General features: G+C 67.2%; 19 protein-coding genes, 1 pseudogene and 1 riboswitch. Of the genes and pseudogenes, 5 read left to right on the forward strand and 15 right to left on the reverse strand.

The window, feature by feature from the left end:
* Window positions 1–4: 4 nt before the first annotated feature.
* The 5 genes and pseudogenes from QM707_RS12320 to QM707_RS12340 form a co-directional block, all read right to left on the reverse strand.
* Window positions 5–994 carry an aspartyl/asparaginyl beta-hydroxylase domain-containing protein gene (locus tag QM707_RS12320; protein ID WP_415002176.1) on the reverse strand — a complete coding sequence of 330 codons (990 nt, stop codon included), beginning with the start codon at window positions 992–994 and terminating at the stop codon, window positions 5–7.
* 69 nt (window positions 995–1,063) lie between these two features.
* Entirely contained in the window at window positions 1,064–2,125 is a 1,062-nt protein-coding gene (locus QM707_RS12325) for a diguanylate cyclase (protein ID WP_415002177.1), read from the reverse strand.
* A 14-nt stretch (window positions 2,126–2,139) separates the two neighbouring features.
* On the reverse strand, window positions 2,140–4,020 hold the full coding sequence (gene thiC / locus QM707_RS12330) for a phosphomethylpyrimidine synthase ThiC (protein WP_415002178.1): 1,881 nt from the start codon (window positions 4,018–4,020) through the stop codon (window positions 2,140–2,142).
* Window positions 4,021–4,111: 91 nt separating this feature from the next.
* Window positions 4,112–4,203, reverse strand: a riboswitch (TPP riboswitch).
* Window positions 4,204–4,311: 108 nt separating this feature from the next.
* A pseudogene (locus QM707_RS12335) lies at window positions 4,312–7,367 on the reverse strand (efflux RND transporter permease subunit).
* A 9-nt stretch (window positions 7,368–7,376) separates the two neighbouring features.
* On the reverse strand, window positions 7,377–8,426 hold the full coding sequence (locus QM707_RS12340) for an efflux RND transporter periplasmic adaptor subunit (protein WP_415002179.1): 1,050 nt from the start codon (window positions 8,424–8,426) through the stop codon (window positions 7,377–7,379).
* Between the two features lie 153 nt (window positions 8,427–8,579).
* On the opposite strand from QM707_RS12340, the gene QM707_RS12345 reads away from it, so the two are divergent.
* The 3 genes from QM707_RS12345 (at window position 8,580) to QM707_RS12355 (ending at window position 11,477) form a co-directional block, all read left to right on the forward strand.
* Window positions 8,580–9,233 carry a TetR/AcrR family transcriptional regulator gene (locus QM707_RS12345; protein ID WP_415002180.1) on the forward strand — a complete coding sequence of 218 codons (654 nt, stop codon included), beginning with the start codon at window positions 8,580–8,582 and terminating at the stop codon, window positions 9,231–9,233.
* A gap of 160 nt (window positions 9,234–9,393) precedes the next feature.
* A complete protein-coding gene (locus QM707_RS12350) occupies window positions 9,394–10,047 on the forward strand; it encodes a protein-L-isoaspartate O-methyltransferase family protein (protein WP_415002181.1) in 654 nt (217 codons plus the stop codon).
* Window positions 10,048–10,061: 14 nt separating this feature from the next.
* A complete protein-coding gene (locus QM707_RS12355; protein WP_415002182.1) occupies window positions 10,062–11,477 on the forward strand; it encodes a TolC family outer membrane protein in 1,416 nt (471 codons plus the stop codon).
* Window positions 11,478–11,524: 47 nt separating this feature from the next.
* Here QM707_RS12355 and waaA read toward each other — a convergent pair whose 3' ends face one another.
* Complete coding sequence (gene waaA, locus QM707_RS12360; RefSeq protein WP_415002183.1) at window positions 11,525–12,820, reverse strand: lipid IV(A) 3-deoxy-D-manno-octulosonic acid transferase; 1,296 nt, start codon at window positions 12,818–12,820, stop codon at window positions 11,525–11,527.
* Between the two features lie 71 nt (window positions 12,821–12,891).
* Between waaA and lpxL the strand changes: the two genes are divergently transcribed.
* Window positions 12,892–13,806 (forward strand): LpxL/LpxP family Kdo(2)-lipid IV(A) lauroyl/palmitoleoyl acyltransferase, encoded by a 915-nt coding sequence (lpxL, locus tag QM707_RS12365; protein WP_415002184.1) that lies wholly within the window; start codon window positions 12,892–12,894, stop codon window positions 13,804–13,806.
* 9 nt (window positions 13,807–13,815) lie between these two features.
* Here lpxL and QM707_RS12370 read toward each other — a convergent pair whose 3' ends face one another.
* From QM707_RS12370 to QM707_RS12395, 6 genes are all read right to left on the reverse strand, one after another.
* Window positions 13,816–14,700, reverse strand: a complete 885-nt coding sequence (locus QM707_RS12370) for a lysophospholipid acyltransferase family protein (protein ID WP_415002185.1) — start codon at window positions 14,698–14,700, stop codon at window positions 13,816–13,818.
* Window positions 14,697–15,458, reverse strand: coding sequence for a glycosyltransferase family 2 protein (locus QM707_RS12375; protein WP_415002186.1), 762 nt, complete (start codon window positions 15,456–15,458; stop codon window positions 14,697–14,699). Before QM707_RS12375 ends, QM707_RS12370 begins: the two co-directional genes overlap by 4 nt.
* Entirely contained in the window at window positions 15,439–16,689 is a 1,251-nt protein-coding gene (locus QM707_RS12380) for an O-antigen ligase family protein (RefSeq protein WP_415002187.1), read from the reverse strand. Before QM707_RS12380 ends, QM707_RS12375 begins: the two co-directional genes overlap by 20 nt.
* A complete protein-coding gene (locus QM707_RS12385; RefSeq protein ID WP_415002188.1) occupies window positions 16,667–17,779 on the reverse strand; it encodes a glycosyltransferase in 1,113 nt (370 codons plus the stop codon). Before QM707_RS12385 ends, QM707_RS12380 begins: the two co-directional genes overlap by 23 nt.
* Window positions 17,780–17,786: 7 nt before the next feature.
* Complete coding sequence (locus tag QM707_RS12390) at window positions 17,787–17,969, reverse strand: zinc-finger domain-containing protein (RefSeq protein WP_415002189.1); 183 nt, start codon at window positions 17,967–17,969, stop codon at window positions 17,787–17,789.
* 94 nt (window positions 17,970–18,063) lie between these two features.
* Window positions 18,064–18,645: a YceI family protein gene (locus QM707_RS12395; RefSeq protein ID WP_415002190.1), complete on the reverse strand. Its 582-nt coding sequence runs from the start codon at window positions 18,643–18,645 to the stop codon at window positions 18,064–18,066.
* A 180-nt stretch (window positions 18,646–18,825) separates the two neighbouring features.
* On the opposite strand from QM707_RS12395, the gene QM707_RS12400 reads away from it, so the two are divergent.
* Window positions 18,826–19,779, forward strand: coding sequence for a mitochondrial fission ELM1 family protein (locus QM707_RS12400; RefSeq protein WP_415002191.1), 954 nt, complete (start codon window positions 18,826–18,828; stop codon window positions 19,777–19,779).
* On the opposite strand, the gene glnE is transcribed toward QM707_RS12400, so the two are convergent.
* The 3 genes from glnE to QM707_RS12415 all read right to left on the reverse strand — a co-directional run bounded on the left by glnE (window position 19,776) and on the right by QM707_RS12415 (window position 23,339).
* On the reverse strand, window positions 19,776–22,568 hold the full coding sequence (glnE, locus tag QM707_RS12405) for a bifunctional [glutamate--ammonia ligase]-adenylyl-L-tyrosine phosphorylase/[glutamate--ammonia-ligase] adenylyltransferase (protein WP_415002192.1): 2,793 nt from the start codon (window positions 22,566–22,568) through the stop codon (window positions 19,776–19,778). The two genes, QM707_RS12400 and glnE, sit on opposite strands and share 4 nt — an antisense overlap.
* 68 nt (window positions 22,569–22,636) lie before the next feature.
* Window positions 22,637–22,813, reverse strand: a complete 177-nt coding sequence (locus QM707_RS12410; RefSeq protein ID WP_415002193.1) for a hypothetical protein — start codon at window positions 22,811–22,813, stop codon at window positions 22,637–22,639.
* A gap of 130 nt (window positions 22,814–22,943) precedes the next feature.
* A complete protein-coding gene (locus QM707_RS12415) occupies window positions 22,944–23,339 on the reverse strand; it encodes an ACT domain-containing protein (RefSeq protein WP_415002194.1) in 396 nt (131 codons plus the stop codon).
* Window positions 23,340–23,361: the final 22 nt, after the last annotated feature.

A 23,361-nucleotide genomic window follows, 5' to 3' on the forward strand; every position in this document is an offset into this window, starting at 1 on the left:
GCGACTAGCCCGCGGCGCGGGCGTTCGGGCGCTGGCGGATCTCGACGTCGTTGTTCGGACGATCGGCGACCGCCACTTCCAGTACGCAGGACACCAGCGCCTGCAGGAAAGCCACATCGTTGCGCAGGGCGATGCGATCGGCGCCCTGCGCCTTGAGCTCGACCTTGGCTTCCTCGATCAGCGCGCGATAGCGCGGCCAGCCGCTTTCGTCTTCGCCGTAGCACGACCATAGCGCCTGCCAGCGACGAGCCAGGCGCAACAGCACGCCGTTCACCGCCGGCACCTGCGGATGCGGTTCGCTCTCGCCGAGCAGGAAGACGATGTGCTCGCGCATCTCCCAGGGCGTCATCACCTTGGGATAATTCATGGTTTCGTAGTCGAGCGCCGGCGTCGGCGCGTCCTTCGGCGACACGAGCCTGGCGGCCCAACCCGGCATGTCGCGATTGGCGGGACGCGCGGCCTGCATCAGCGACCAGAATCCGTCGCCGCCGACGGTATCGGCCACCAGGTGGATGCGCGGACGACTGGCGTCGTTGATGACGCGATGCAGGCGCCAGGTATCGAAGATCCAGCATTCGCCCGCCGCCATGTTGATTTCGGCGTCGCCGCAATGGAAGCGCACGGTCGGCTGCGTCAGGATCGGCACGTGCACGCGAACGCGTTCGCGCCAGTAGTAGTTGATGTCGACGTGCGGCGTGACTTCGGCCTGCCCCGACAAGCGCATCAGGCGCGACCTCCCCCAGGTCGCGCCGACGGCGTCCAGCGTCTGCATCAGGTAGGGACAGCGCAGCAGGTGCGGCGTGGGCCGCATCGGGCCCGCCACTTCGTCGCTGTCCGGATCGCCGTGGGCGGTGATCAGGGTGAGCGAATCGTTGCCGGCGAATCCCTGCGGATGCGGCCGCCATGCCTGTTCGCCCAAGGCTTCGACCTCGGCGTTGAGCCGTTCGGCGTCGAAACGCAGGGGCAGTTGCAGGAAGGGAACCTGAAGCTTCATGGGCGGACTCTGACGCACGGGTCGACCCGGCCATGATACCGGCTGCACTGGCGCCGGTCAGCGCCGGGCTCAGCGCGCCGCCATGACCTTGTTCCTGCCGTTGCGCTTGGCCGCGTACAAGGCGATGTCGGCCTCGCGCACCAGGCCGTCGGCTTCCATGGGAGCGCCCGGCGCGCAGGCGGCCGCGCCGATGCTGATCGTGACGAAACCGCCCGGCGCGAAACGATGTTCGATCGCCCGCGCGGCGATCGCCAAGCGCAGGCGCTCGGCGATCGACAAGGCCGTCGGCAGATCGCAATCGGACAGGATCGCCACGAACTCCTCGCCGCCGTAGCGCGCCAGGCGGGCCGCCGTGCCTTCGAGCATGTAATCGAGCACGGCCACGACCTGTTGCAGGCAGTGATCGCCGGCCTGGTGGCCGTAACCATCGTTGAAAGCCTTGAAATGATCGACGTCGAGCAGCAGCAGCGAGAGCGCCTCGTCCTGCGCGATCGCTTTCCGCACAGCCTCCGGCAACCACGCGTCGAAACGTCTTCGGTTGGCGATGCCGGTGAGGCCATCGTTATGCGAAAGCCGCTCCACTGCGGAATAGGCCTCGCGCAGTTCCTCGTTCGCCTGCCGAAGCTTTTCGTACAGGCCGGCGGCGCGCAGGATGCCCGCAACCTGATCGGCCACCGTCTCGAGCAGGGCGCGCTGGCCGCGGAACGCACCGACGCGCCGACTCTCGGCGTTCAGTACGGCGAGCACTTCGCCCTGGTGCAACACCGGCACGCAAAGTTCCGAACCGGTGCCGTGCAAGGTATCGATCACCGCCGAGTGGCCGCGCGCGTCATCGATATCGACCGTTTCGCCGGTCGCCGCGCAGCGCCCGACGACACCCGTGCCAAGGGCGCGTCGGTAACCGATACGGACCTCGCTTTCGAGGTCGCCGGCGACGGCAGCGCAAACGAACTCGTTCGCCTCATGGTCGATGGTGGCGCAAGCGACGAATTCCCATTCGAACTCGGCGACGAGGGTATCGACGATCCGCTGCAGCATCGGCTGCAGGGCGAGGTCCTGCAGGGCGATGCGGGCGATGCGGTTGACCGTCGCCAACTGCCGCAGCGCATCCGCCCCCGACTCGCCCGCCATGCCCATGGCTCACCTCATTGCTGACGATACACCTCGGCGCCGGCCGCGCGGAACTCGGCCGCCTTGTCGGCCATGCCGCTGTCGAGCGCTTCGTTCTCGGCCACGCCGTGTTCGGCCGCGTAGTCGCGCACATCCTGAGTGATCTTCATCGAACAGAAATGCGGGCCGCACATCGAACAGAAATGCGCCAGCTTGTGCGCGTCCTTCGGCAGGGTCTCGTCGTGGTATTCGCGGGCACGCTCCGGATCCAGGCCAAGATGGAACTGGTCCTGCCAGCGGAATTCGAAACGGGCCTTAGACAGTGCGTTGTCGCGCGCCTGCGCGCCGGGATGCCCCTTGGCGAGATCGGCCGCATGCGCGGCGATCCTGTACGCCATCAAACCCTCGCGCACGTCGGCCTTGTTCGGCAGGCCGAGGTGTTCTTTCGGCGTGACGTAACAGAGCATGGCGGTGCCGAACCAGCCGATCATCGCCGCGCCGATCGCCGAGGTGATGTGGTCGTAACCCGGCGCGATATCGGTCGTCAGCGGTCCCAACGTGTAGAACGGCGCCTCGCCGCAGACGGCGAGCTGCTTGTCCATGTTCTCCTTGATCAGTTGCATCGGCACGTGGCCGGGGCCTTCGATCATCGTCTGCACGTCGTGCTTCCAGGCGATTTTTGTCAGTTCGCCCAGGGTTTCGAGTTCGCCGAACTGCGCGGCATCGTTGGCGTCGGCGATCGAACCCGGGCGCAGGCCGTCGCCGAGGCTGAAGGACACGTCGTAGGCCTTCATGATTTCGCAGATCTCTTCGAAATGCGTGTACAGGAAGTTCTCGCGGTGATGCGCCAGGCACCACTTGGCCATGATCGAACCGCCGCGGCTGACGATGCCGGTGACGCGGCGCGCGGTCAGCGGCACGTAGCGCAGCAGCACGCCGGCATGGATGGTGAAATAGTCCACGCCCTGCTCGGCCTGCTCGATCAGCGTGTCGCGGAAAATTTCCCAATTCAGTTCCTCGGCGCGGCCATCCACTTTCTCCAGGGCCTGGTAGATCGGCACGGTGCCGATCGGCACCGGCGAATTGCGGATGATCCATTCGCGTGTTTCGTGGATGTGCTTGCCGGTCGACAGGTCCATCACGGTATCGGCGCCCCAGCGGATGGCGTAGACGAGTTTTTCCACTTCTTCCGCGATGCCGGAGGACACGGCGGAGTTGCCGATGTTGGCGTTGACCTTGGTCAGGAAATTGCGGCCGATGATCATCGGCTCGATTTCCGGATGGTTGACGTTGGCCGGAATGATGGCGCGGCCGCGCGCGACTTCGTCGCGCACGAATTCGGGCGTGATCAGTCTCTGGATCGCGGCGCCGAAGGACTGCCCGGCATGCTGGTTCAGCAAATGCGCTTCGCGGATGCTCTCGAGACGCTGATTCTCCCGAATGGCGATGTATTCCATCTCTGGGGTGACGATGCCGCGGCGCGCGTAGTGCATTTGCGACAGGTTCATGCCGGCTTTCGCCCGGCGCGGCAGGGGCCGGTTCGGGAAGCGCACGGCGGCGAGCTTGGGGTCGTGCTCGCGCTGGCGTCCATAGTCCGAACTCAGCGACGGCAACGATTCGCTGTCGCCGCGTTCGGCGATCCAGGCGGCGCGCAGCGGCGCCAGGCCGGCGGCGAGATCGATGATCGCCTGCGGATCGGTGTACGGACCGGAGGTGTCGTAAACGCTGAAGGGAGCGTTGTTCTCGGCCGCGGCCCCGATGCGCGGCGTCGGCGTCAACTCGATCTCGCGCATCGGTACGCGCAAGTCGTCGCGCGAACCGGCGACGTGGATCTTGCGCGACCCGGGGATCGGTCGCACGACTTCTTCGGAAAGTTGCTGCGCCTGGCGCAGCAGTTCGACGGATACGGCGTTCATTGTGGGCACCATGCTTTCATTGAAAGTCCGCACAACGCGTGCGGGCTCTGCGAGGGACTCGCATGAATGCGGTGGCGCCACGGCGCGGCCAGGGCCGCGCGGTGAAGCTTCCCTACGCCGGTACCAACCGGATCAGGTTCGAAGGGTCTCTCTCAGCCCGCGTGGGCACCCCCGCTTCAGGCCGTATTTCACCACGGCGGAGGGGAGTGCGTCAGGAAAATCGCGAACCGGGCCGTTGCCGTGGGCAAAGGGGGAGGGAGCCTTGCGACAACGGCCCGGCAGCGAAGAGGGTCAGTCCGGGTTCGGCACCCTGAACCAGGCGGCGTACAGCGCCGGCAGGAACAACAGCGTCAGCGCAGTGGCGACGATCAACCCGCCCATGATGGCGACGGCCATCGGCCCGAAGAACACGCTGCGGGCCAGCGGCACCATGGCCAGGATGGCGGCCAGCGCGGTCAATACGATCGGACGGAAACGACGCACGGTCGCATCGACGACCGCCTGCGCCGGCTCGTGGCCTGCGGCGATGTCCTGGTCGATCTGATCCACGAGGATCACCGAGTTGCGCATGATCATGCCCGACAGCGCGATCGTGCCGAGCATCGCGACGAAACCGAACGGTACGCGGAACACCAGCAGGAACAGGGTCACTCCGATCATGCCCAGCGGCGCCGTCAGCAACACCATCAGGCTGCGACGGAAACTCTTGAGCTGGATCATCAGCAGGGTCAGCACGACGATCAGGAACAGCGGCACGCCGGCGGCGACGGACTTCGAACCGCGACCGGAATCTTCCACCGTGCCGCCGGTTTCGAGCAGATAGCCGTTCGGCAACGCTGCGCGAATCTCCTCCAGGCGCGGCAGGATCTCCGCCGTCACCGACGGCGGCGTGGCCTTGCCGTAGACGTCGGCGCGCACCGTCACCGTCGGCAGGCGATTGCGATGCCAGACGATGCCGGGTTCGTAGCCGTATTCGAGCGTGCCGATCTGCGACAAGGGCACCGGCTTGCCGCTCGCCGTCGGAACCGACAGGCTGCCGAGCAGCGACAGGCGCTTGCGCTCCTCCACCGGGCCACGCAGCAGCACTTCGATCAGTTCGTTGCCCTCGCGATACGTCGTGACATGGCTGCCCGAGAGCGAGCCGCGCAGGAACAGCGCGACCTGGGCCGAGGTCACGCCCAACGCACGGGCACGCTCCTGGTCGATGTTGATGCGAACGATCTTGCTCGGCTCGTCCCAGTCGAGGTTGACGTTGTCGACGTTGGGATTGGCGCGAACTTGCTCGGCGACCTGGCGCGCGATCGCCTGCACCTGCTCGATGTGTTCGCCGGACACGCGGAACTGGATAGGGAACCCGACCGGCGGGCCGTTCTCGAGCCGGACGACGCGCACCTGCAGGTCGGGGAAATCCTTGGCGAAGCTGGCGATCAGCCATGAACGAAGCGATTCGCGCGACTCGATATCGTGCGCCAGCAGGACGAACTGCGCGAAGTTCGCCTGCGGCAGCTTCTGGTCCAGCGGCAGGTAGAAGCGCGGCGAACCGGTGCCGACGTAGGCGACGTAGCTCTCCAGTTCCTTGCGCGTCTTCAGCATGGCCTCCAGGCGCTTGGCGGCCGCTTCGGTCGCATCGAGCGAGGAACCTTCGGCCAGCTCCAGGTCCACCATCAGTTCAAGGCGGGTCGAATCGGGGAAGAACTGCTGCGGCACGAAACGGAACAGCGATAGCGATAGCACGAAGGCGAGCAGGGTCACGCCGATCACCGTCCAGCGGCGGCGCACGCACCACTCGACCCACCCGCGGAACATCCGGTAGAACCTGCCGCCATAGACATCGGCGTGCGCTCCGTGCTCGTCGGGCTTGGGCGGGTCGGGCAGCAACTTGTCGCCGAGATAGGGAATGAAGACCACGGCGACGACCCAGCTCAGCAGCAGCGCGATCGTGACGACCTGGAAGATCGAGCGCGTGTACTCGCCGGTGCCCGATTGCGCCGTCGCGATCGGCAGGAAGCCGGCCGCCGTGATCAGCGTGCCCGTCAGCATCGGGAACGCGGTCGTCTTGTAGGCGAAACTCGCCGCGCGCAATCGATCGAAGCCCTGCTCCATCTTCACCGCCATCATCTCGACGGCGATGATCGCGTCGTCGACGAGCAAGCCCAACGCGAGCACCAGCGCGCCCAGCGATATCTTGTGCAGGCCGATGCCGAAGTAATGCATGGCCGCGAAGGTCATCGCCAGCACCAGCGGGATCGACAAAGCGACCACGGTGCCGGCGCGGCGGCCGAGCGAGAAGAAACTCACGGCCAGCACGATGATGACGGCCTCGGCCAGCGAACGCACGAACTCGGCCACCGACTCGCGTACGGCCTTCGGCTGGTTCGACACGCGCGCGAGCTTCATGCCGACCGGCAGGGTTCCTGCAGGCGCTCGAACTCTGCGTCGAGATTGTTGCCGAGCGCGACGATGTCGCCGCCGGGCCGCATCGATACGCCGATGCCGATGGCGTTTTCGCCCATGAAGCGCATACGCGGCGCCGCCGGATCGGTGAAGCCGCGCTTGACCTCGGCGACATCGGCGAGACGGAACGTTCGCCCGCCGGCGCGAATGGGGAAGTCGCGGATCTCCTCCGCCGACTTGAAGCCGCCCGAGACGCGCAGTTGCACGCGGTCGGTGCCGGTTTCGAAGAACGAGGCCGGCGTGACGGCGTTCTGCGCGTCGATGGCCTGCTGCACCGATTCGAGCGGAATGCCGAGCGTCGCCAGCTTGGTATTGCTCAGCTCGATCCAGACCTTCTCGTCCTGCAGGCCGATGAGGTCGACCTTGTTCACGTCCGGCACGCGATGCAGCTGCAGTTCCAGCCGCTCGGCGTAGTCCTTCATCGTCGCGTAGTCGAAACCGTCGCCGGTCAGCGCGTAGATGTTGCCGTAGACGTCGCCGAACTCGTCGTTGAAGAACGGCCCGACCACGCCCTCGGGCAAGGTCTGCTTGATGTCGGTGGTTTTCTTGCGGATCTGGTAGAAGAGATCGGGCAGGTACTCGGAGAACAACGAATCCTTGGCGATGAACATCACCAGCGATTCGCCCGGACGCGAGTACGAGCGGATGAACTCGTATTGCCCGGTCTCCATCAACTTCTTTTCGACGCGGTCGGTGACCTGCTCGGCCACTTCCTCGGCGGTCGCGCCCGGCCACATCGTGCGCACGACCATGATCTTGAAGGTGAACGGCGGGTCCTCCGACTGGCCGAGGCGCTGGTAGCTGAAGATGCCGGCGATGGCGAGGATCACCATCGCATAGAGCACGAGCCCGCGGTTGCGCAGCGCCCAAGCCGAAAGATTGAAGTCGGTCATCGTCCGGACTCAGTTCTTCGCCACGCCAGGCGCCGGGACGGCGCGGTCCTTGCGGTCGATCGGCCGCACGGCCTGGCCTTCGCGCAGCAGGTGCACGCCGGCCGATACCACCCAATCGTCGGCCTTCAGGCCCGACAGCACCGGCACGCGATCCTCGCCGAAAGCACCGACCTTCACCGGCACCAGTCGCACGACGCTCTGCATGCGCCGCGCATCGCCCTCGCCGACGCTCTGCGCGCGGATCACCCAGACCGCACTGCTTCCTTCTTTTCCGACCAGGGCCGACAGCGGCAGGCTCAGGTCCTCGCCATTGCCGTCCTGCGCATAGACGCGCGCGCTCTGGCCGAGATCGATATTGACGCCCGGCGCGGCGAAACTCACGCGCGCGGCGAAGGTACGCGTCTGCGCGTCGGCGGCCGGCGCGAGTTCGCGCAGCTTGCCGGGGAATCGCTTGCCCGAGGCCGCCCACAGTTCGACGGCGAGATCGCGTCCGAGCGGATACTGGTCGACCGATTGTTCGGGAATGCTGATCGCGACTTCACGTTCGCCATCCACCGCGAGCACGAAGACGGTCTGCCCGGCTGCGACGACCTGCCCGGCTTCGGCTAGGCGCAGTGCGATCACGCCGTCGCGCGGCGCGCGCAGCGTGGCGTAGCCGGATTGGTTGCCCGACACGCGGGCTTCGGCGCGTGCCTGCGTCGCACGCGCGGCGGCGGCGCGATAGCCCGCTTCGCGGCTGTCGTAGAGCGAACGGCTGACGAGCTGGCGATCGAGCAGGTTCTTGTAGCGATCGAGTTCGGACTTGGCCAGCGCGAGATCGGATTCGGCCGAGGTGACGGCGGCGCGCGCGGCTTCGCGCTGCAGCAGCAGGTCGCTGGCATCGAGTTCGGCCAGCGCGTCGCCGGCTTTCACGCGACTGCCGGCATCGACGAAACGTTTGGAGATCTTGCCGCCGACGCGGAAGGACAGCTGCGGTTCCTCGCGTGCGCGCACTTCGCCGGCATAGGCGTTCAAGGTGCTATGGGCGCCGCCCGGTTGCACGACCAGGACAGGCCGCATCACGGTTTCGACCGGATCGCTTCCGCATCCGGCGAGCGAAAGCGTGGCGAGGAGCACAAGAATCGCAGGGCGCGCGGGGAACATGAGCCGGACCTAAATAGTGAACCGGCTGGTACACTATCATTATCGAACCGGATAGTTCAATAATAGGGCATGAGCTCTTCGCCCCGCCCTTCCCCACCCGGCCGACCCAAGGACCCGGAAAAGCGAGCCGCCATCCTGGAAGCGGCCATCCGCCTGTTCCCGGCCCGGGGCTACGACGGCGTCAGCATGGACGCCATCGCCCAGGCGGCCGGCGTCTCCAAGCTGACCGTCTACAGCCATTTCGAGGACAAGGAAGCCCTGTTCTCCGCCGCGGTCACCTGCTGTTGCGAGCAGATCCTGCCTCACCAGGTCTTCGAACCCGAGCCCGGGCAGAACGTGAAGGACTCGCTGACCGCCATCGGCCGCGGCTTCCTGGACCTGGTGATGGACGAACGCTCCGTCACGCTGCACCGCATCCTGATCGCGCAGGCGGCCCAGGATCATCATCTGGCCGAAGTGTTCTTCGCGGCCGGACCGCAACGCACCCTGCAGGAAATGGCGAGCTTCCTGCGCCAGGCCCACCAGGCGGGCGCCCTGCATGTCCCCGAACCCAACCGCTCGGCCGAGCACTTCTTCTGCCTGCTCAAAGGCGTGCGGCACATGCGCATCCTGATCGGGTTGTGCGATGTGCCGGGTGCGCGCGAACGCGAGGCGCACGTGGCCGATGTGGTCGAACTTTTCCTTCGCGCGCATGCTCCGAGCGCGTCGCGGAGCGCGGCATGAAGGGCGGAAATACCGCGGAAACCGCCGCCTGCCAGCCTATGCTGGCCGTCCCGGTGACTTCCGGCACTGCGACCAAAAGCCCCCCAAACCGCATCCTGTGGTTCATTCGGTGCCGTCCGAGGCGTAAAATTCCCGCCCCTTCGCACCTCCTGGAAATCCCATGTCGCTGAACTTCGAGCAGGCCCGCGCCGCGATGGTTGAACAACAGGTCCGCCCCTGGGAGGTCCTGGATCCGCGCGTGCTCGAAACGATCGGCGCGATTCCGCGCGAAGACTTCGTCCCGGCCACGCATCGCCAGTTGGCCTACGCCGACCTGGCGCTGCCGCTGGCGCACGGCGAGTCGATGCTGAAGCCGGTGATCGAAGGCCGACTGCTGCAGGCGCTCGCCCTGTCGCCGAGCGACGAAGTCCTGGAGATCGGCACCGGCAGCGGTTACGTGACCGCCTGCCTGGCCAGCCTGGCGCGCGATGTACTGAGCATCGACCGCCACGCCGATTTCGTCGAAGACGCCGCGAACCGGCTCGAGCGCCTGGGCCTTCGCAACGTGCGCTTCGAAACCGCCGACGTCTTCGGCTTGGCGATGAATCGCCGCTTCGACGCGATCGCCATCGGCGCCGCCGTCGCGGCCTTGCCCGAATCGTTCGCGAACTGGCTCAAGCCGGGCGGCCGACTGTTCGTCGTGCGCGGCCTGTCGCCGGTGCAGGAAGCGATCTGCTGCACGCGCCGCGACGAACACCTGCAGACCGAAAGCCTGTTCGAAACCGACATCCCCTATCTTCGTGGCGCCGAACCGGTACCGCATTTCATTCTCTGAACCGAGACTCCCCCATGTCCCCACGCCTCCGTCCGCTTTCTTTCGCGCTGATCCTCGCCGGCTTCTCGGCCCAGACCCAGGCGACCGACCTCATGCAGGCCTATGAGCTGGCCCGGCAGAACGACCCGGTGTTCGCACAGTCCGAAGCGCAGAAGAGCGCGCAGGCCGAAGGCGTGGTGCAATCGCGCGCCGCGCTGTTGCCGCAGGTCAACGCCAGCGTGACCTTCAACGATTCCCAGGGCCGCAACAGCGGCAACCAGGTCTTCGCCGGTTCGGCCACGCCGACCAACTCGACCTACTCCAGTTCGCGCAGCAACGGCTCCGGCGTCGACGTGCGCCAGAGCGTGTTCGACTACGGCAACTACACCCAGCTCGGCGCCAGCAAGGCGCGTGCGCGCCAGGCCGATGCCCAGCTCGATGCCGCGTCTGATTCGCTGATCGTTCGCGTGGCCGATGCTTACTTCAACATCCTGACGTCGATCGAAACGCTGGCCTCGGCCCGCGCCGAAGAGCGTTCGGTCAAGCGCCAGCTCGACCAGGCGGAAAAGCGCCTGGAAGTTGGCCTGGCGCCCATTACCGACGTGCACGAAGCCCGCGCGCGCTACGACAGCGCCCGCGCCAACGCCATCGCTACCGCCAATGCGCTCGACGATGCCTACGAGGCCCTGGCCGAGATCACCGGCCAGCGCGTGGACAACCTGCGCGGCCTGTCGAAGGACTTCCAGCCGAAGAACGACGACACCCGCAGCGCCGAAGACTGGGTGACCATCGCCCTCGACTCCAACCCGACGCTGCGCGCCTACGCCGAAGGCGTGAAGGCCGCCGAGAAGGACATCGGCAGCGCGCGTGCGGATCACTACCCGACGCTGGCCTTCAGCACCGGCTACGACGACAACCGCAACTGGGGCGAAAGCCTGCGCCGCACCGTGCCGGCCTCCACGCCGATCATCTCCGGTTCGGAAAGCACGGGCTACAGCTGGGGCCTGACCCTGTCGGTGCCGATCTTCAACGGCTTCGCCACGCAATCGCGCGTGCGCCAGTCGATCTACCAGCGCGATATCGCCAACGACCAGCTCGAGCAGCAGAAGCGCGCCATCACCCGTAGCACGCGTGGCGCCTATCGCTCGCTCGTCGCCGGCCAGGCCGAAGTCGAAGCGCGCCGCCTCGCCGTGGTGTCGGCCCGCGCCGCCTACGAAGCGGGCGAAGCCGGTCTCGAAGTCGGCACCCGCACGATCGTCGACGTGTTGATCGCGCAGCAGCAGCTCTTCGTGGCCCAGCGCGAATACGCCAATGCCCGCCACGCCTACCTGGTCAACCAGCTCAAGCTGCGCCAGGCCGCCGGCGTGCTGGAAGTTTCCGACCTCGAATCGGTGAACCGCATGCTGGTCACCGACGCCGAAGCCGCGCTCAGCAATACCGACGCGAACTGAGCTTCACCGTCAGGCGGGACGATGCCGTTCCTCGAGGAACGGCGTCGTCAGTTCGCCGACCCCATTCTCTCTTCGATCACCCGCAGCGTGCGGTCGAGCGCGCCGCGCTCGCTCAGCGCGCGGGTGCGCGCCGCTTCGCCGCGCTCGCGTCGCATACGCTCGTCGGCGAACAGTGCGATCACTTCGCGCGCCAGCGAATCGGCATCCTCGATGCGACCCAGGCCGCCGGCTTCGAGCAGCAGTTCGGTGACGTCCTGGAAATTGAAGGTATGCGGCCCGACCAGTGCGGGCACGCCCAATGCGGCCGGTTCGAGCACGTTGTGGCCGCCGATCGCCTGCAGGCTGCCGCCGACGAAAGCGACATCGGCGCAGGCATAGAAGCCGACCAGCTCGCCGAGCGTGTCGATGACGAAGCACTGCGTGTCCGCCGATGGCCAACGATGCTCGCGCCGGTGCGCCACCTGCAACCCCGCTTCCTCCGCCTGCCCGATGGCGGCGGAGAAACGTTCGGGATGACGCGGCGCCCACAACAGCAACGCATGGGGAAACCGCGCCAGCACTTGTCGATGCGCGGCGAGAACGGCCTGCTCCTCGTCCGGATGCGTGCTGGCGGCGATCCATACCGGGCGGTCGCCCCAGGCCACGCGTTCCTCGCGCATGCGCGCCGCGAATTCTTCCGGCAAGGCGATGTCGTACTTCAGGTTGCCGAGCACCCGGCCACGCTCGGCTTCGAGGCCGAGCTGGCGGTAGCGCGCCAGGTCCGCCGGCGTCTGCGCCAGCACGTCGCGCACGGCGCGCAAGGCGATGCGCAACATGCGCCGGATCGGCGCATAACCGCTCAGGGAGCGTTCGGACAGGCGCGCGTTGACGATCAACAGTGGAATGCCGCGACGCCCGATCTCGACGAACAGGCAGGGCCATATCTCCGTTTCCATCACGATGGCGATGCGCGGGCGGAACTGGTCGAGGAAATGCCGCACGGCGCCGGGCGTGTCGTATGGAAGATAGACGTGGCGGATGCCGTCCTTCCAGATCGCGCGCGCGCGCTCCGAACCGGTTGGCGTCGTCGTCGTCACCAGCACGGGCAGCTGCGGATAGCGCTGGCGAAGACGATCGAGCAGCGGCGCGGCCGCGTTGACCTCGCCGACCGAAACCGCATGCAGCCACAGGCATTCGCGCAGGCCGGGTTCGCGGTACAAGGCGAAGCGCTCGTCCCAGCGGCGCCAGTACGCGCGCTGACCGCGCCCTCGCCAGAACAGATGCACGAGCGTCAGCGGCACCAGCAGGCTCATCGCCAGCGAGTACGCCATCAACAGCAAACGCTCGGAGAAATCGAGTTTCATCGCGCAAGCATAGCCGAGCCGCGAGGCGATCCGGCCATGCGCCGCACGGCGACTGGCCCTACAATCGACGCATGACCGATGCACCGACGCCACGCCCGCCCCTGTCGCCGCGCCATTGGCCGACCTGGTTGGCGATCGCCTTCGGCTGGACCCTGGCCCGCTGGCCCTGGTCGTTGGCGCAGGTCGGCGGACGCGCGTTGGGCAAACTGATGCGCGTGGCGATGATCGAACGCCGCCGTACCGCGGCCGCCAATCTCGCCCTATGTTTTCCCGAACTCGACGATGACGCGCGCGAACGATTGCTGCACGCGCATTTCGATTCGCTCGGCCTCGGCGTCTTCGAATTCCTGCGCGCCTGGTGGGGCCCGATCTCGCCGCTGGATACGCGCTACACGCTCGAAGGCCAGCAGCATCTCGAGGCGGCTCGCGCCGATGGCCGCGGCGTCATCCTGGTGTCGCCGCATTTCACCACCCTGGAGATCTGCGTGCGACTGCTTTGCAGGCACGTGCCGATCGCCGGTATGTACCGGCCGCACGACGAAGAGGCGCTGGAATGGGCCGTTCGCCGCGGTCGCGCGCGGTACACCGAAGCCATGTACACGCGCGAGGAACTACGGCCGGCCCTGCGACACCTCAAGAGCGGCGGCGTGCTCTGGTTCGCGCCGGACCAGGAAACTCGGCGCGGCGACAGCGTCTTCGTACCGTTCTTCGGACAACAAGCGTGGAGCCTGACCTCGACGCATCAACTCGCCCGCCTGTCCGGCGCCCGCGTGCTGACGCTGTTCCACGAGCGCCTCGCCGACGGTCGTTATCGCCTCGAGATCGGGCCGGTGCTGGACGATTTCCCGAGCGCTGATGCGACCGTCGATACCGCGCGCGTGATGCAGGCGATGGAGCAGCTCATTCGTCGCGTGCCGGCGCAGTACCTGTGGGTCCACCAGCGCTTCAAGCGCCGACCGAAGGGCGAAGCGCCGGTCTATCGCTGACGCCGGGCCTCACTGGTAGAACGAGGCCGTGCCGTCGGGCCGCGTCTTGAATCTGCGATGCACCCACAGGTACTGCTCGGGTCGCCGCCGTACGACGTCCTCCAGCTCGGCCATGTAACGCGCGGCGTCGCCACCCGGATCGCCGCTCGGCCAATCCGCCCAGGTGGCTTCGATGCGCAGGCGATAGCGGCCGGTATCATCGCGCTCGAACCAGAAGGGCAAGACTTGCGCGCGGCCACGTTCGGCGATCTGCGGCACGATCGCCAGCGTCGCCGCGGGCACGCCGAAGAAAGGCACGAAGGCGTGCTGGTAGTTGAAGTTCTGGTCGGCCGAATAGACCACCGGTTCGCCTGCCTGCAAGGCACGCAGCAGCCCGCGCAGATCCTTCTTCGCGATCGGTTCGCCGAACACCTTACGCCGCGCCGCCGCGAACCAGTTCTCCAGACAGTCATCGTTGCTCTCGCGCACGACCACGCGCACCGGCCGGCCCAAGGCTTCACCGAGCAGGCGCGTCGCCAGTTCGGTATGAGTGAAGTGGCCGGTGAACAGCAGTACGCCACGGCCCTGTCCCAAGGCCTCGCGCAAGCGATCGATGCCTTCGATGGAGGCCAGATCGCGCAAAGCCTCCGGCGGCGCGTGCCAGGCGCGCGCCAGTTCCAGCGCGCCGGTGACGGTGGCGACCAGGTTCGCGCGCAAAAGACGCGCCCGGCGTCGGTGGTCGAGTTCGGGAAAACAGTGCGCGATGTTCATCGCCGCGACATGGCGACGCGAAGCCAGCAAGGGCCACAACAGGAACGTCAGCACGCGCCCGAACCGAAGCAACCGCGGCTGCGGCCAGCGCGCGATCCAATCGGCGGCGCGACGCAGCAGGGAGACGCCGATGCATCGACTCACGGGCGAGGCTCGTCCGTGCGCCCAGCCTCGAGCACCTTGGCGTATTTCAGGAAAGCGTAGAAAGCCTGCGTGCGCGCAGCGAGGTAGCCGGCCCAGCCGTTGAGGAAGTAACGCTTGCCGACGTAGAAGCGCAGGAAGACGAAATGCGGGTACAGCCAGAGCCGCCAGCCCAATACGCCGGTCCCGCGCGCCTTTCTGTAGTCGGCCAGGCCACTGGAATATCGATTGATCTTTTCCACGCGCACCGCCAGCGTCGGTTCGCCGTAGTGCCTGAAAGGCGCGGCGAGTTCGAACGCGTTACCCTGTACTTCCGGCGCCGCGTGCACGGGCACGGCGTTCATGCGTGCGCGTGAGCGCCGGAACAGGCGCAACTGGCGGTTCGCTCGCGTGCCGGCATGCGGCCAGCGCCAGAACAGCCACTCCTGCCGCGGCAGGCGATACGCGTCCGCGCGCGGCGCCGCGAGCTCGCGCTCGATCACCGCCTGCGCCTGCGGCAGCAGGAATTCGTCGGCGTCCAGCAGCAACACCCAGTCGTGCATCGCCTTGTCGATGGCCGATTGTTTCTGCGGCCCATAGCCCTTGAAATCTTCGACGAACACGCGCGCACCATAACGGGCCGCGATGTCGCGGGTCGCATCGGAGGAATGCGAATCGAGCACGACGATCTCGTCGCAGAAGGCCAGGCTCGCCAGGCAGGCCTCCAGCGTCGCGGCATTGTCCTTCGTCGTGACGACGGCGCTAAGCGCTGCCCGGTTCATCCTCGCTCCTCGCCATCAGGGAACCCGCGTAGAGGCCGGCCAGCAACAGAAAGGCGCCACCCCAGGCACTGGAGTAGAACGCGAGATGCGTGTTCAAGGGAAATGCCGCGACCGCCAGGGCCAGCGCCGGCACGCGGCTGCGTCGACGCGCCGCCTCGCCCACCCAATGCCAGGCCACCCAGGCGATCCAGACGCCCGCGCACCAGAACAGCAAGCCGACCACCCCGGTTTCGCTGAACACCTCGAGCAGGAGCTGATGCGCATGCAAAGCCGGGCCTTCGCCTCGGCTTAGGAAGAAGTCGCGCTCGCCGGCGTAGTCCGCGTAGGCATCGCGAAAGCCGCGCACGCCGATGCCATTGAGCGGATGCGCGCGAGCCATGCCGACGGCGGCCTTCCATATCGAAAGGCGTCCCGACAGCGCTTCGTCCACGCCGGCCTCGTCGCCCTGCAGCAGTTCGGCGCTGCGCTGAAAGCGCGTCGCCAAGGTGTCGGAGACGAACAGGCCGCCACCGACCAGCAGGACCAGGCCGAGCACGCCACCCGCCAGCGTTTTCGCCAAGCCGAAGCGGCGATGACCGCTGCACAGCAGAACGAGCCCGTAACTCAACCAGGCCGCGCGCGCACCGGCGAGCAGGATCGCCGCGCCGAGCGCGACGGCCACAAGCAGCCAGGCCGCCGTGTTCCTTTTTCCGGCCCAATGCAGGGCGAAGGGCGACAGGCAGGCGAGCGCAAGACCGAGCTTCAGATTGCCGGCGCCGAAAATGCCGCTGAGCCGATCGGCCGTCGCCGCACCGCCCAGGCTCCAGCCGGTGGCGACCTGCAGCAGCGCATCCATTGTCCAGAACAGCACGATGCCCGCGAGTCCCGTCAGCATCCAGCGTCGGCCGCGCGCCGTGTCCATGGCGATCGCGATCGCCAGCAGGAAAGGCAGATAGCGCAGGTCCAACCAGACTTCGCGCCAGCTCGCCGCGCGATCGACGGCATCGAAGGCGGAGAAGAACTCCGGCAACCAATAGGCGAGGAACAGTGCCGTACACAACGCCCAGGCTTCGCGGCTGGCCAGGGGCAAGACATCGCGATAGCGACGCCACAACATCGCCAACAGCACGAACAACGCCCCCAGCCCGAGCAGGCTCTCCGATACGCCCGGCCAGGGCCAGGTCGCCACGACCAGCAGCAACCAGGCCGCGACGCCGCGCGAGGGCCAGTCAGGTGGCGACGAGGGCGTCATAGAGCTCCAACGTTCTTGCCTGCATGCGCGCCAGGCTGTCTTCGCGCAGGAAAGGAACCTCCGGCATCCTCGTCGACAACCAGTCGTCGGCCTTGCGCGCCAGGGCCTCTTCGTCGAACGCCGGCACCGCGCCCTCCGGGTAGTGCCGCGCCAGCAGTTCGCCGACGCCGCCGTGATCCCAACCCAGGACCGGTCGACCGCAGCCAAGCGCTTCGAGCACGGTGCGACCGAAGGCCTCGGGCTTCTCGGACAACTGCAGCACGATGTCGCTGATCGAATAGATCTCCGCGATATCGCTGCGCGGCGGCAACAAGGCAACCGCCTCGCCCACGCCGAGCGACTGCGCCAGGGTCTCGAGCTCGGCGCAATAGTGCCCGCGCCCGGTTTCGCGCACGCCCAGCAGGCACAGCCGCGCATCCAGGCCGGCCATGCGCAAATCGGCCAGCAAGCGAATCGCCGAGGCATGCCCTTTCAATCGCGTGCCGCGCCCCGGCAACAACAGCATCCGGCCACCCGCCAGCTGCGGGAACTGCGCATCCCAGCGGGCGCGCCATTCCGCGTCCGGCAAGTTGTCGCGCGAAAACGCGTGCGGATCGACGCCGCGCTCGATCACCTGCAGCTTCGAAGGATCGGTATCCGGCCATTGCGCGAGCACATGCCGGCGCACCGTGTCGGATACGCAGATCACACGCTCTCCGCGCGCCAGGATGGAGGAATAGCGGCCAGGCGAATTGAGCCCGTGCACGGTCGTGACGAAATGCGCGCGCGACCCCGGCATCGTCTTCAACGCCGCCCAGGCCAACCAGGCCGGCAGGCGCGAACGGGCGTGAACGATATCGGGCTTGAGCCGCGCGAATACCTGACGCAGGGCGAACACCTGGCGCAGGGCGAACAGCGATTTGCGGCCAATGCCGAGCTTGATATGCCGACTGCCGCCGCGACCCAGATCGGCCGTCAGGCGTCCACCGCCGGAAATCACGATCGAGCGATGACCGGCGCGTTCGAGCGCCGCCGCGACCTCCAGCGTGGAGCGTTCGACGCCGCCGCTGTCCAGCGCAGGCAGCAGCTGCACCACGGTCAGGCGGCGCATCGGCCGGTCAACTTTCCTTCAGGACGAAATGCGCGCCGCAGTACGGGCATACCGCTTCGCCGGTCGCTTCGACCGGCAGGTAGACGCGCGGATGCGAGTTCCAAAGCGCCATGCTCGGCAAGGGGCAGCTCAGCGGCAGATCGCTGCGACTGACCTCGTAACGGCGCTCGGTATTGGCAGGCGTGGACATGGCGGGCTTCCTGGAATGACGCCCCCATTTTAGGGCCTAACGCATGCCGCCGGCGAAACGCCGGGCGACGGCCTGGCCGCCTCCCGGACAGGGCTTACTTGGCCGCAGGCGCCTCGCTGGCGGCCTTGGCTTCCATCGTGATGTTCAGTTTGATCTCGTCGGGCACGCCGGGCAGCATGAACTTCACGTCGAAGTCCGAGCGCTTGATCGTCGTCGTCGCGTCGAAACCGGCCGCCGGCGTATCGCGTTTCGGCGCCGTGCTGTTGATCGTCACGTCGAACACGACCGGGCGCGTCACGCCATGGATGGTCAGGTCGCCGGCCACTTTGAGCTTGTTGCCACCCGCCGACGTCACCTTGGTGCTCTTGAAGCTCGCGGTCGGGAATTTCGCCTCATCGAACATGTCGGCGCTGCGCAGGTGCTCGTCCATCTTCACCACGCCGGTGCTGACGCTGGAGATCGGCAGCTGCACGTCGATGCTCGACTTGGTCGGATCCTTGGCGTCGAAATCGAAGGTGCCGCTGACTTCGGTGAAGCGACCGGTGATGTTCGAATAACCGAAATGGTTATAGGTGAACAGCACCTGCGTATGGCGGGCGTCGATTTCGTACTTGGCGGCCTGGGCGGCGCCGGCGAAACCGGCGAACAGGGCAGCGGCGAGCAACAGGCGTTTCATGCACATCTCCTTGGGGAATCGTCGAACAGGGGTGGACGACGGGCGCATCGTCCGGTCGACACAGTGTAGGGCGCGCGAAGCCGAAGGGAACCGCAAGCCCGCAACGAACCATTGCCGGTCCGCAACGAAGCCGCGGACTGCTAAGCTCGGCGCCACTGTTTGGGAGCCGGGCACCGAGCGATGAGTTCCCCGCGCGAGGTTTGGGTATTGCATGACGGCCGCCGCGGGCATCGTCGCCAGTCCCTGGCATTGGCCGAGGCCCTGGCCCTGGCGCCGCGGGAACTGACGCTGCAACCGGGTCGCTTGGCGCGCTGGCTGGCGCCGCGACGCTGGCCTGGCGCGGAACGGGCATTGGGCGATGAATTCGCCGCGATGCTGGCGACGCCGCCGGCACTGGCGATCGGCTGCGGCCGCGTCCCGGCACTCGCGACCCGTTTGCTGCGCGAACGCGGGACGCGCGTCGTGCAAATCCTGCACCCGCGCATCGACGCGCGGCACTGGGACCTGGTGATCGCCCCCGAGCACGACGGCCTGAGCGGCGCGAACCTGATCGCCTGTCGTGGCAGCCTCAATCCGGTCGACGATGTCTGGCTCGCCAACGCGCGCGCGCGTTTCCCGCGACTCGCTGCCCTGCCCGGCCCGCGCACCGCGGTGCTGCTGGGCGGTCCGACGCCGGCCGTCGCGTTCGGTCGCAGTGCTTTCGAAGTGCTCGCGAGCAAACTCGAGTACCAACTCGCGCGCGAAGGCGGCAGCCTGATCATCTGCGGTTCGCCGCGCACACCGCCGGAGCTGGCGCCGATCGTGCGCGAACGTTATTGCGAAGGGCCGGGCGTGCTCTGGATGGACGAGAGCGACGGCGAGAACTTCTACGCGGGCGCGCTGGCGTTCGCCGATCGCATCATCGTTTCGCCCGACTCGGTCAACATGATCGCCGAAGCCTGCGCCACGAGCGCGCCGGTGTTCGTCGCCGAACCGCATCGCGCGACCGGTCGCGTACGCCGCTATATCGCCGACCTCGAAGCCAGCGGCCGCGTGCGGGCGCAAACGCGCGAGCCGGAATTCTTCGAAGCCATACCGCTGCGCGAGACGGCGCGGATCGCCGCACGGGTGCGCGAGCGTCTCGGCCTCGACTAGGTCGCGTCGGGATCGAAATCCAAACCGCGCTGACGACAGATGCTGCGCACGATGGCCCTGGCCGCCGCGATCGACTCGTCTTCCCGCACCAGGCGAGGGCGACGGTCCAACGTGCACTCCAGTCCGCGCGACAGCAGGGTTTCGTGCGCCGCCCCGAGTCGTTGCGCCTGAATCTCGTCGAATCCGCCCGCCTCGCGCACGGCCTGGACCAGGGCGGGCGTCGCCGTGGTCTCGCACAGCGCCGGATGATCGCCCGACAGGGACAGCACTTCGGACTGCAGCAGGAATTCCAGGTCGACGAGGCCGCCCTCGCCCTGCTTGAGGTCGAATTGCGCGGCGTTGCTGCGGTCGAGCTCGGCACGCATGCGCCGCCGCATCGACACGACATCCTGGCGCAGCGTGTCGCCATCGCGCTGTCGGCGTAACACCTTCTCCCGCACCGCGTCGAAAGCCGCGCACACCGCGGCATCGCCGGCGACACAGCGCGCACGCACCAGGGCCTGCAGCTCCCATGTCCAGGCGCGCTGCAGCTGGTACTCGGAAAAACTTTCCATCGACGAAACGAGCAGGCCTTTCGCGCCATCGGGGCGCAGGCGCATGTCCACTTCGTACAGACGACCGGCCGATGTCACCGTGCCCATCAGGCCGATCAGTTTTTGCGCCAGCCTTGCGTAATAACGCGATGCGTCCAGCGGCCGCGCGCCATCGGAAATCGCGTCGGCGCGTGCATCGTGCAAGAAGACGAGGTCGAGATCGGAATCGAAGCCGAGTTCGCGACCGCCGACGCTGCCGTAGGCCGCCACGGCGAAGCCAGCGCCAGCGATACGCCCGTGCGCGCGTTCGATCTCGCTGCGCGCCAGATGCAGGGCCGCACGCAGCAGTTCCTCGGCCAGCACGGCCAGTTGCGCCGCGCTATCGGCCGCCGGCTGTCGCTGCGCCAGCGCCGCCATCGCGATGCGGAAGGCCAGGCTCTGCTTGAGTTCGTTCAAGACCAGCAGCGCAGCCTCGGTGTCGTCGGTATCCAGCGCAGCGGTTTCGCCGGCGATGCGTTCGCGCAAGGCCGTCTCGTTCGGCGGCGGCCCGACCGCGCGGGCGTCGAGCAGTTCGTCCAGCAGCAGCGGATGCGCCGCGAGGCGCTCCGACAGCAACGAGCTGCGCGCGACCACGTCCACCAGGCGAGACAAGGCCGCCGGCTGCTCTTCCAGCAGGGCGAGATAACTCGGGCGGCGACCGATGGCCTGCAAGAGCGCGAGACCGCGCGGCAGAGCCGCATCCGGCGCCGTGCTCTGCGCCGCTGCCTCGATCAATGCCGGCATCACATGATCGAGTCGCTGGCGCGCGCGTTCGGACAGATCGCGCACGGCCGGCGAGCGGGCGAAATCGCGCAGGCGCGCATGATGCTGCTCGGCTTCGGCGAAACCAGCATCGGCCAATACTGCGGCCTCGCCTTCGTCCGGCAGGCCGCGCCAATACAAACCCAGTGCGGATGGCGACAAGCGCCGCCGCCGGGTCTGCAGCAATTCACCGAAGGCCGCCGTGACCACCTCGCGATGCGTTTCGAGCGCGACGGCGAGTTCGCCCTGTTGCGCGTAGCCCAGGCCGCGCGCGATGCGCTCACGCAAGAACCCATCCTCGGGCAAGGCGTGCACCTGCTGGTCGCCGAGCATTTGCACGCGATTCTCCAGCCGGCGCAGGAACAGATAGGCCTCGCGCAGGCGATCGGCCAGAACCTGCGGCAAGTGCCCGGCCGAAGCCAGTGCACGCAGGGCCGGCAACAGCGCACGTTCGCGCAGCGCCGGCTCACGACCGCCGCGGATGAGCTGCAGCGATTGCACGAGGAATTCGATCTCGCGAATGCCGCCCGGGCCCAGCTTCAGGTTGTCGGCCAACTCGCGCTTCTGCACTTCGGCGTCGATCAAGGCCTTCATTTCGCGTAGGCCATCGAGCGCGGTGTAGTCGAGATAGCGGCGATAGACGAAAGGCCGCAGCGTCTCCAGCAGCTCCTCGCCGGCCGCGATGTCGCCGGCCACCGGCCTGGCCTTGATCCAGGCGTAACGCTCCCAGTCGCGTCCTTCGCGCTGGTAGTACTGTTCCATCGCCGCGAAACTCAGCGCGACGCGACCCGAGTTGCCGAAGGGCCGCAGCCGCAGATCCACGCGATGGCTGAAACCTTCCGCCGTGACCTCGCCCAACAGCTGCGCGAGTCGCTGACCGATGCGCGTGAACCAGGTTTCCGCATCCAGCGCACGCGCGCCATCGCTGTCGCCATGCGCGGGGAAGGCGTAGATGAGATCGATGTCGGAAGAGAAGTTCAATTCGCCGCCGCCGAGTTTACCGAGACCGTAAACGACCAGGCGCTGTACCCGCCCCTGCGCGTCGCGCACGACGCCATGGCGCTCGGCGAACTGCTGCTCCAGTGCGACCAAAGCGGTTTCCAGCGCCTGTTCGGCGATGCGGCTGCTGCCGGCCAACGTCGCCTGCACGGAATCGAGGCCGGCCACGTCGCGCCAGATCAATCGCGTCGATTCGGCCGCGCGCCAGCGCCGCAGCAAGGCCGGCCATTCGTTGACGTTTTCGAACGAAAGCACCGGCGGCGCCAAGGGCCGCGCATCGGCCTCGGCCAGCAGATCCGGTTGCCGGCACAAGGTATCGATGGCGAAATCGCTGGCGAGGGCGAGCCGCCGCAACTGGGTTTCATCCAGCGCCCGCGCCGCGGAACCGGCCGCCGTCAGCCGCGCCAGCGCGCGATCGGTCAGTGTTCGCAGGGCGACGTCGGTCTCCGGACTCATGCGCCATTCTGACCGCTGCGGGGCGGCTAAGGAACCCGCTAAGGCAGTAGGCCCGCCTTGTTGATACCTCAACTGTTGGAAGCAGGCCAAGGATAGCGGCCCACGACACTCACCAGCAGAAGCGCGACGCCCGCCAGACCCGCGACCAGGATGAAAGGCGGCGGAATGTCCTCGGCGCCCGATGCGCCCAGCGCCGTCATGCGCCAGGCCATGCCGAAGCAGCCGAGACTGAGCACGAAGCTCAACAGACGAACGACAGGGTTTGCACGCGCTAACGTCATCGGTCGTAGCCCTGCGTAACTCGGTGCGAGCACACTAGTACTGCCCTGTGAAGTCAGTATGTGCTGCCGCGCCCGCGCAAGGACGAACGACGGTTCAGCGCGCGGATGCCTGCAGCCGGGCCAGCGCATCCATCGCCTGCCGCGCCTGCGCGATGGGCACGAACAGATGATCGTGATGGACACCGGCGATCACGTTGCAGCTGATGCCCGCTTCGCCCAGCGCGCCGGAAAACGCCGCAGTCAGGCCTACGGCCTCCAGGTCAGAGTGCACCGTCAGCGTGATCCAGGCGCAGGCATAAGCCACCGGAAGACCGAGAGCCTGCGCAAGCGACTCGGGGATGACGAGCGTGAGCCCTTCCGGCTCGCGCACGGACGCGACGATCCGGTCCGCCGGCACCTGCACCTCCACCGGAGCGAGGACAAAGGCATACGCGCCTGGATTCAGCACAGGCTCCATCTGGGCGAGCAGTTGTCCGAGATCGCGAATCATCATGGCTTCATGTCTGCTGCCC

This window comes from Arenimonas sp. (assembly GCF_047602345.1).
Taxonomy (GTDB): Bacteria; Pseudomonadota; Gammaproteobacteria; order Xanthomonadales; family Xanthomonadaceae; genus Arenimonas.

What these genes read in the sequence shown, in the direction of transcription:
- QM707_RS12380 (WP_415002187.1), bottom strand. Translation starts at nt 16,689, where the DNA reads ATGACGCCCTCGTCGCCACCTGACTGGCCCTCGCGCGGCGTCGCGGCC.
- waaA (WP_415002183.1), bottom strand. Translation starts at nt 12,820, where the DNA reads ATGAAACTCGATTTCTCCGAGCGTTTGCTGTTGATGGCGTACTCGCTG.
- QM707_RS12390 (WP_415002189.1), bottom strand. Translation starts at nt 17,969, where the DNA reads ATGTCCACGCCTGCCAATACCGAGCGCCGTTACGAGGTCAGTCGCAGC.
- QM707_RS12355 (WP_415002182.1), top strand. Translation starts at nt 10,062, where the DNA reads ATGTCCCCACGCCTCCGTCCGCTTTCTTTCGCGCTGATCCTCGCCGGC.
- QM707_RS12325 (WP_415002177.1), bottom strand. Translation starts at nt 2,125, where the DNA reads ATGGCGGGCGAGTCGGGGGCGGATGCGCTGCGGCAGTTGGCGACGGTC.
- QM707_RS12320 (WP_415002176.1), bottom strand. Translation starts at nt 994, where the DNA reads ATGAAGCTTCAGGTTCCCTTCCTGCAACTGCCCCTGCGTTTCGACGCC.
- glnE (WP_415002192.1), bottom strand. Translation starts at nt 22,568, where the DNA reads ATGAGTCCGGAGACCGACGTCGCCCTGCGAACACTGACCGATCGCGCG.
- QM707_RS12400 (WP_415002191.1), top strand. Translation starts at nt 18,826, where the DNA reads ATGAGTTCCCCGCGCGAGGTTTGGGTATTGCATGACGGCCGCCGCGGG.
- QM707_RS12375 (WP_415002186.1), bottom strand. Translation starts at nt 15,458, where the DNA reads ATGAACCGGGCAGCGCTTAGCGCCGTCGTCACGACGAAGGACAATGCC.
- QM707_RS12395 (WP_415002190.1), bottom strand. Translation starts at nt 18,645, where the DNA reads ATGAAACGCCTGTTGCTCGCCGCTGCCCTGTTCGCCGGTTTCGCCGGC.
- thiC (WP_415002178.1), bottom strand. Translation starts at nt 4,020, where the DNA reads ATGAACGCCGTATCCGTCGAACTGCTGCGCCAGGCGCAGCAACTTTCC.
- QM707_RS12385 (WP_415002188.1), bottom strand. Translation starts at nt 17,779, where the DNA reads ATGCGCCGCCTGACCGTGGTGCAGCTGCTGCCTGCGCTGGACAGCGGC.
- QM707_RS12350 (WP_415002181.1), top strand. Translation starts at nt 9,394, where the DNA reads ATGTCGCTGAACTTCGAGCAGGCCCGCGCCGCGATGGTTGAACAACAG.
- lpxL (WP_415002184.1), top strand. Translation starts at nt 12,892, where the DNA reads ATGACCGATGCACCGACGCCACGCCCGCCCCTGTCGCCGCGCCATTGG.
- QM707_RS12345 (WP_415002180.1), top strand. Translation starts at nt 8,580, where the DNA reads ATGAGCTCTTCGCCCCGCCCTTCCCCACCCGGCCGACCCAAGGACCCG.
- QM707_RS12415 (WP_415002194.1), bottom strand. Translation starts at nt 23,339, where the DNA reads ATGATTCGCGATCTCGGACAACTGCTCGCCCAGATGGAGCCTGTGCTG.
- QM707_RS12340 (WP_415002179.1), bottom strand. Translation starts at nt 8,426, where the DNA reads ATGCGGCCTGTCCTGGTCGTGCAACCGGGCGGCGCCCATAGCACCTTG.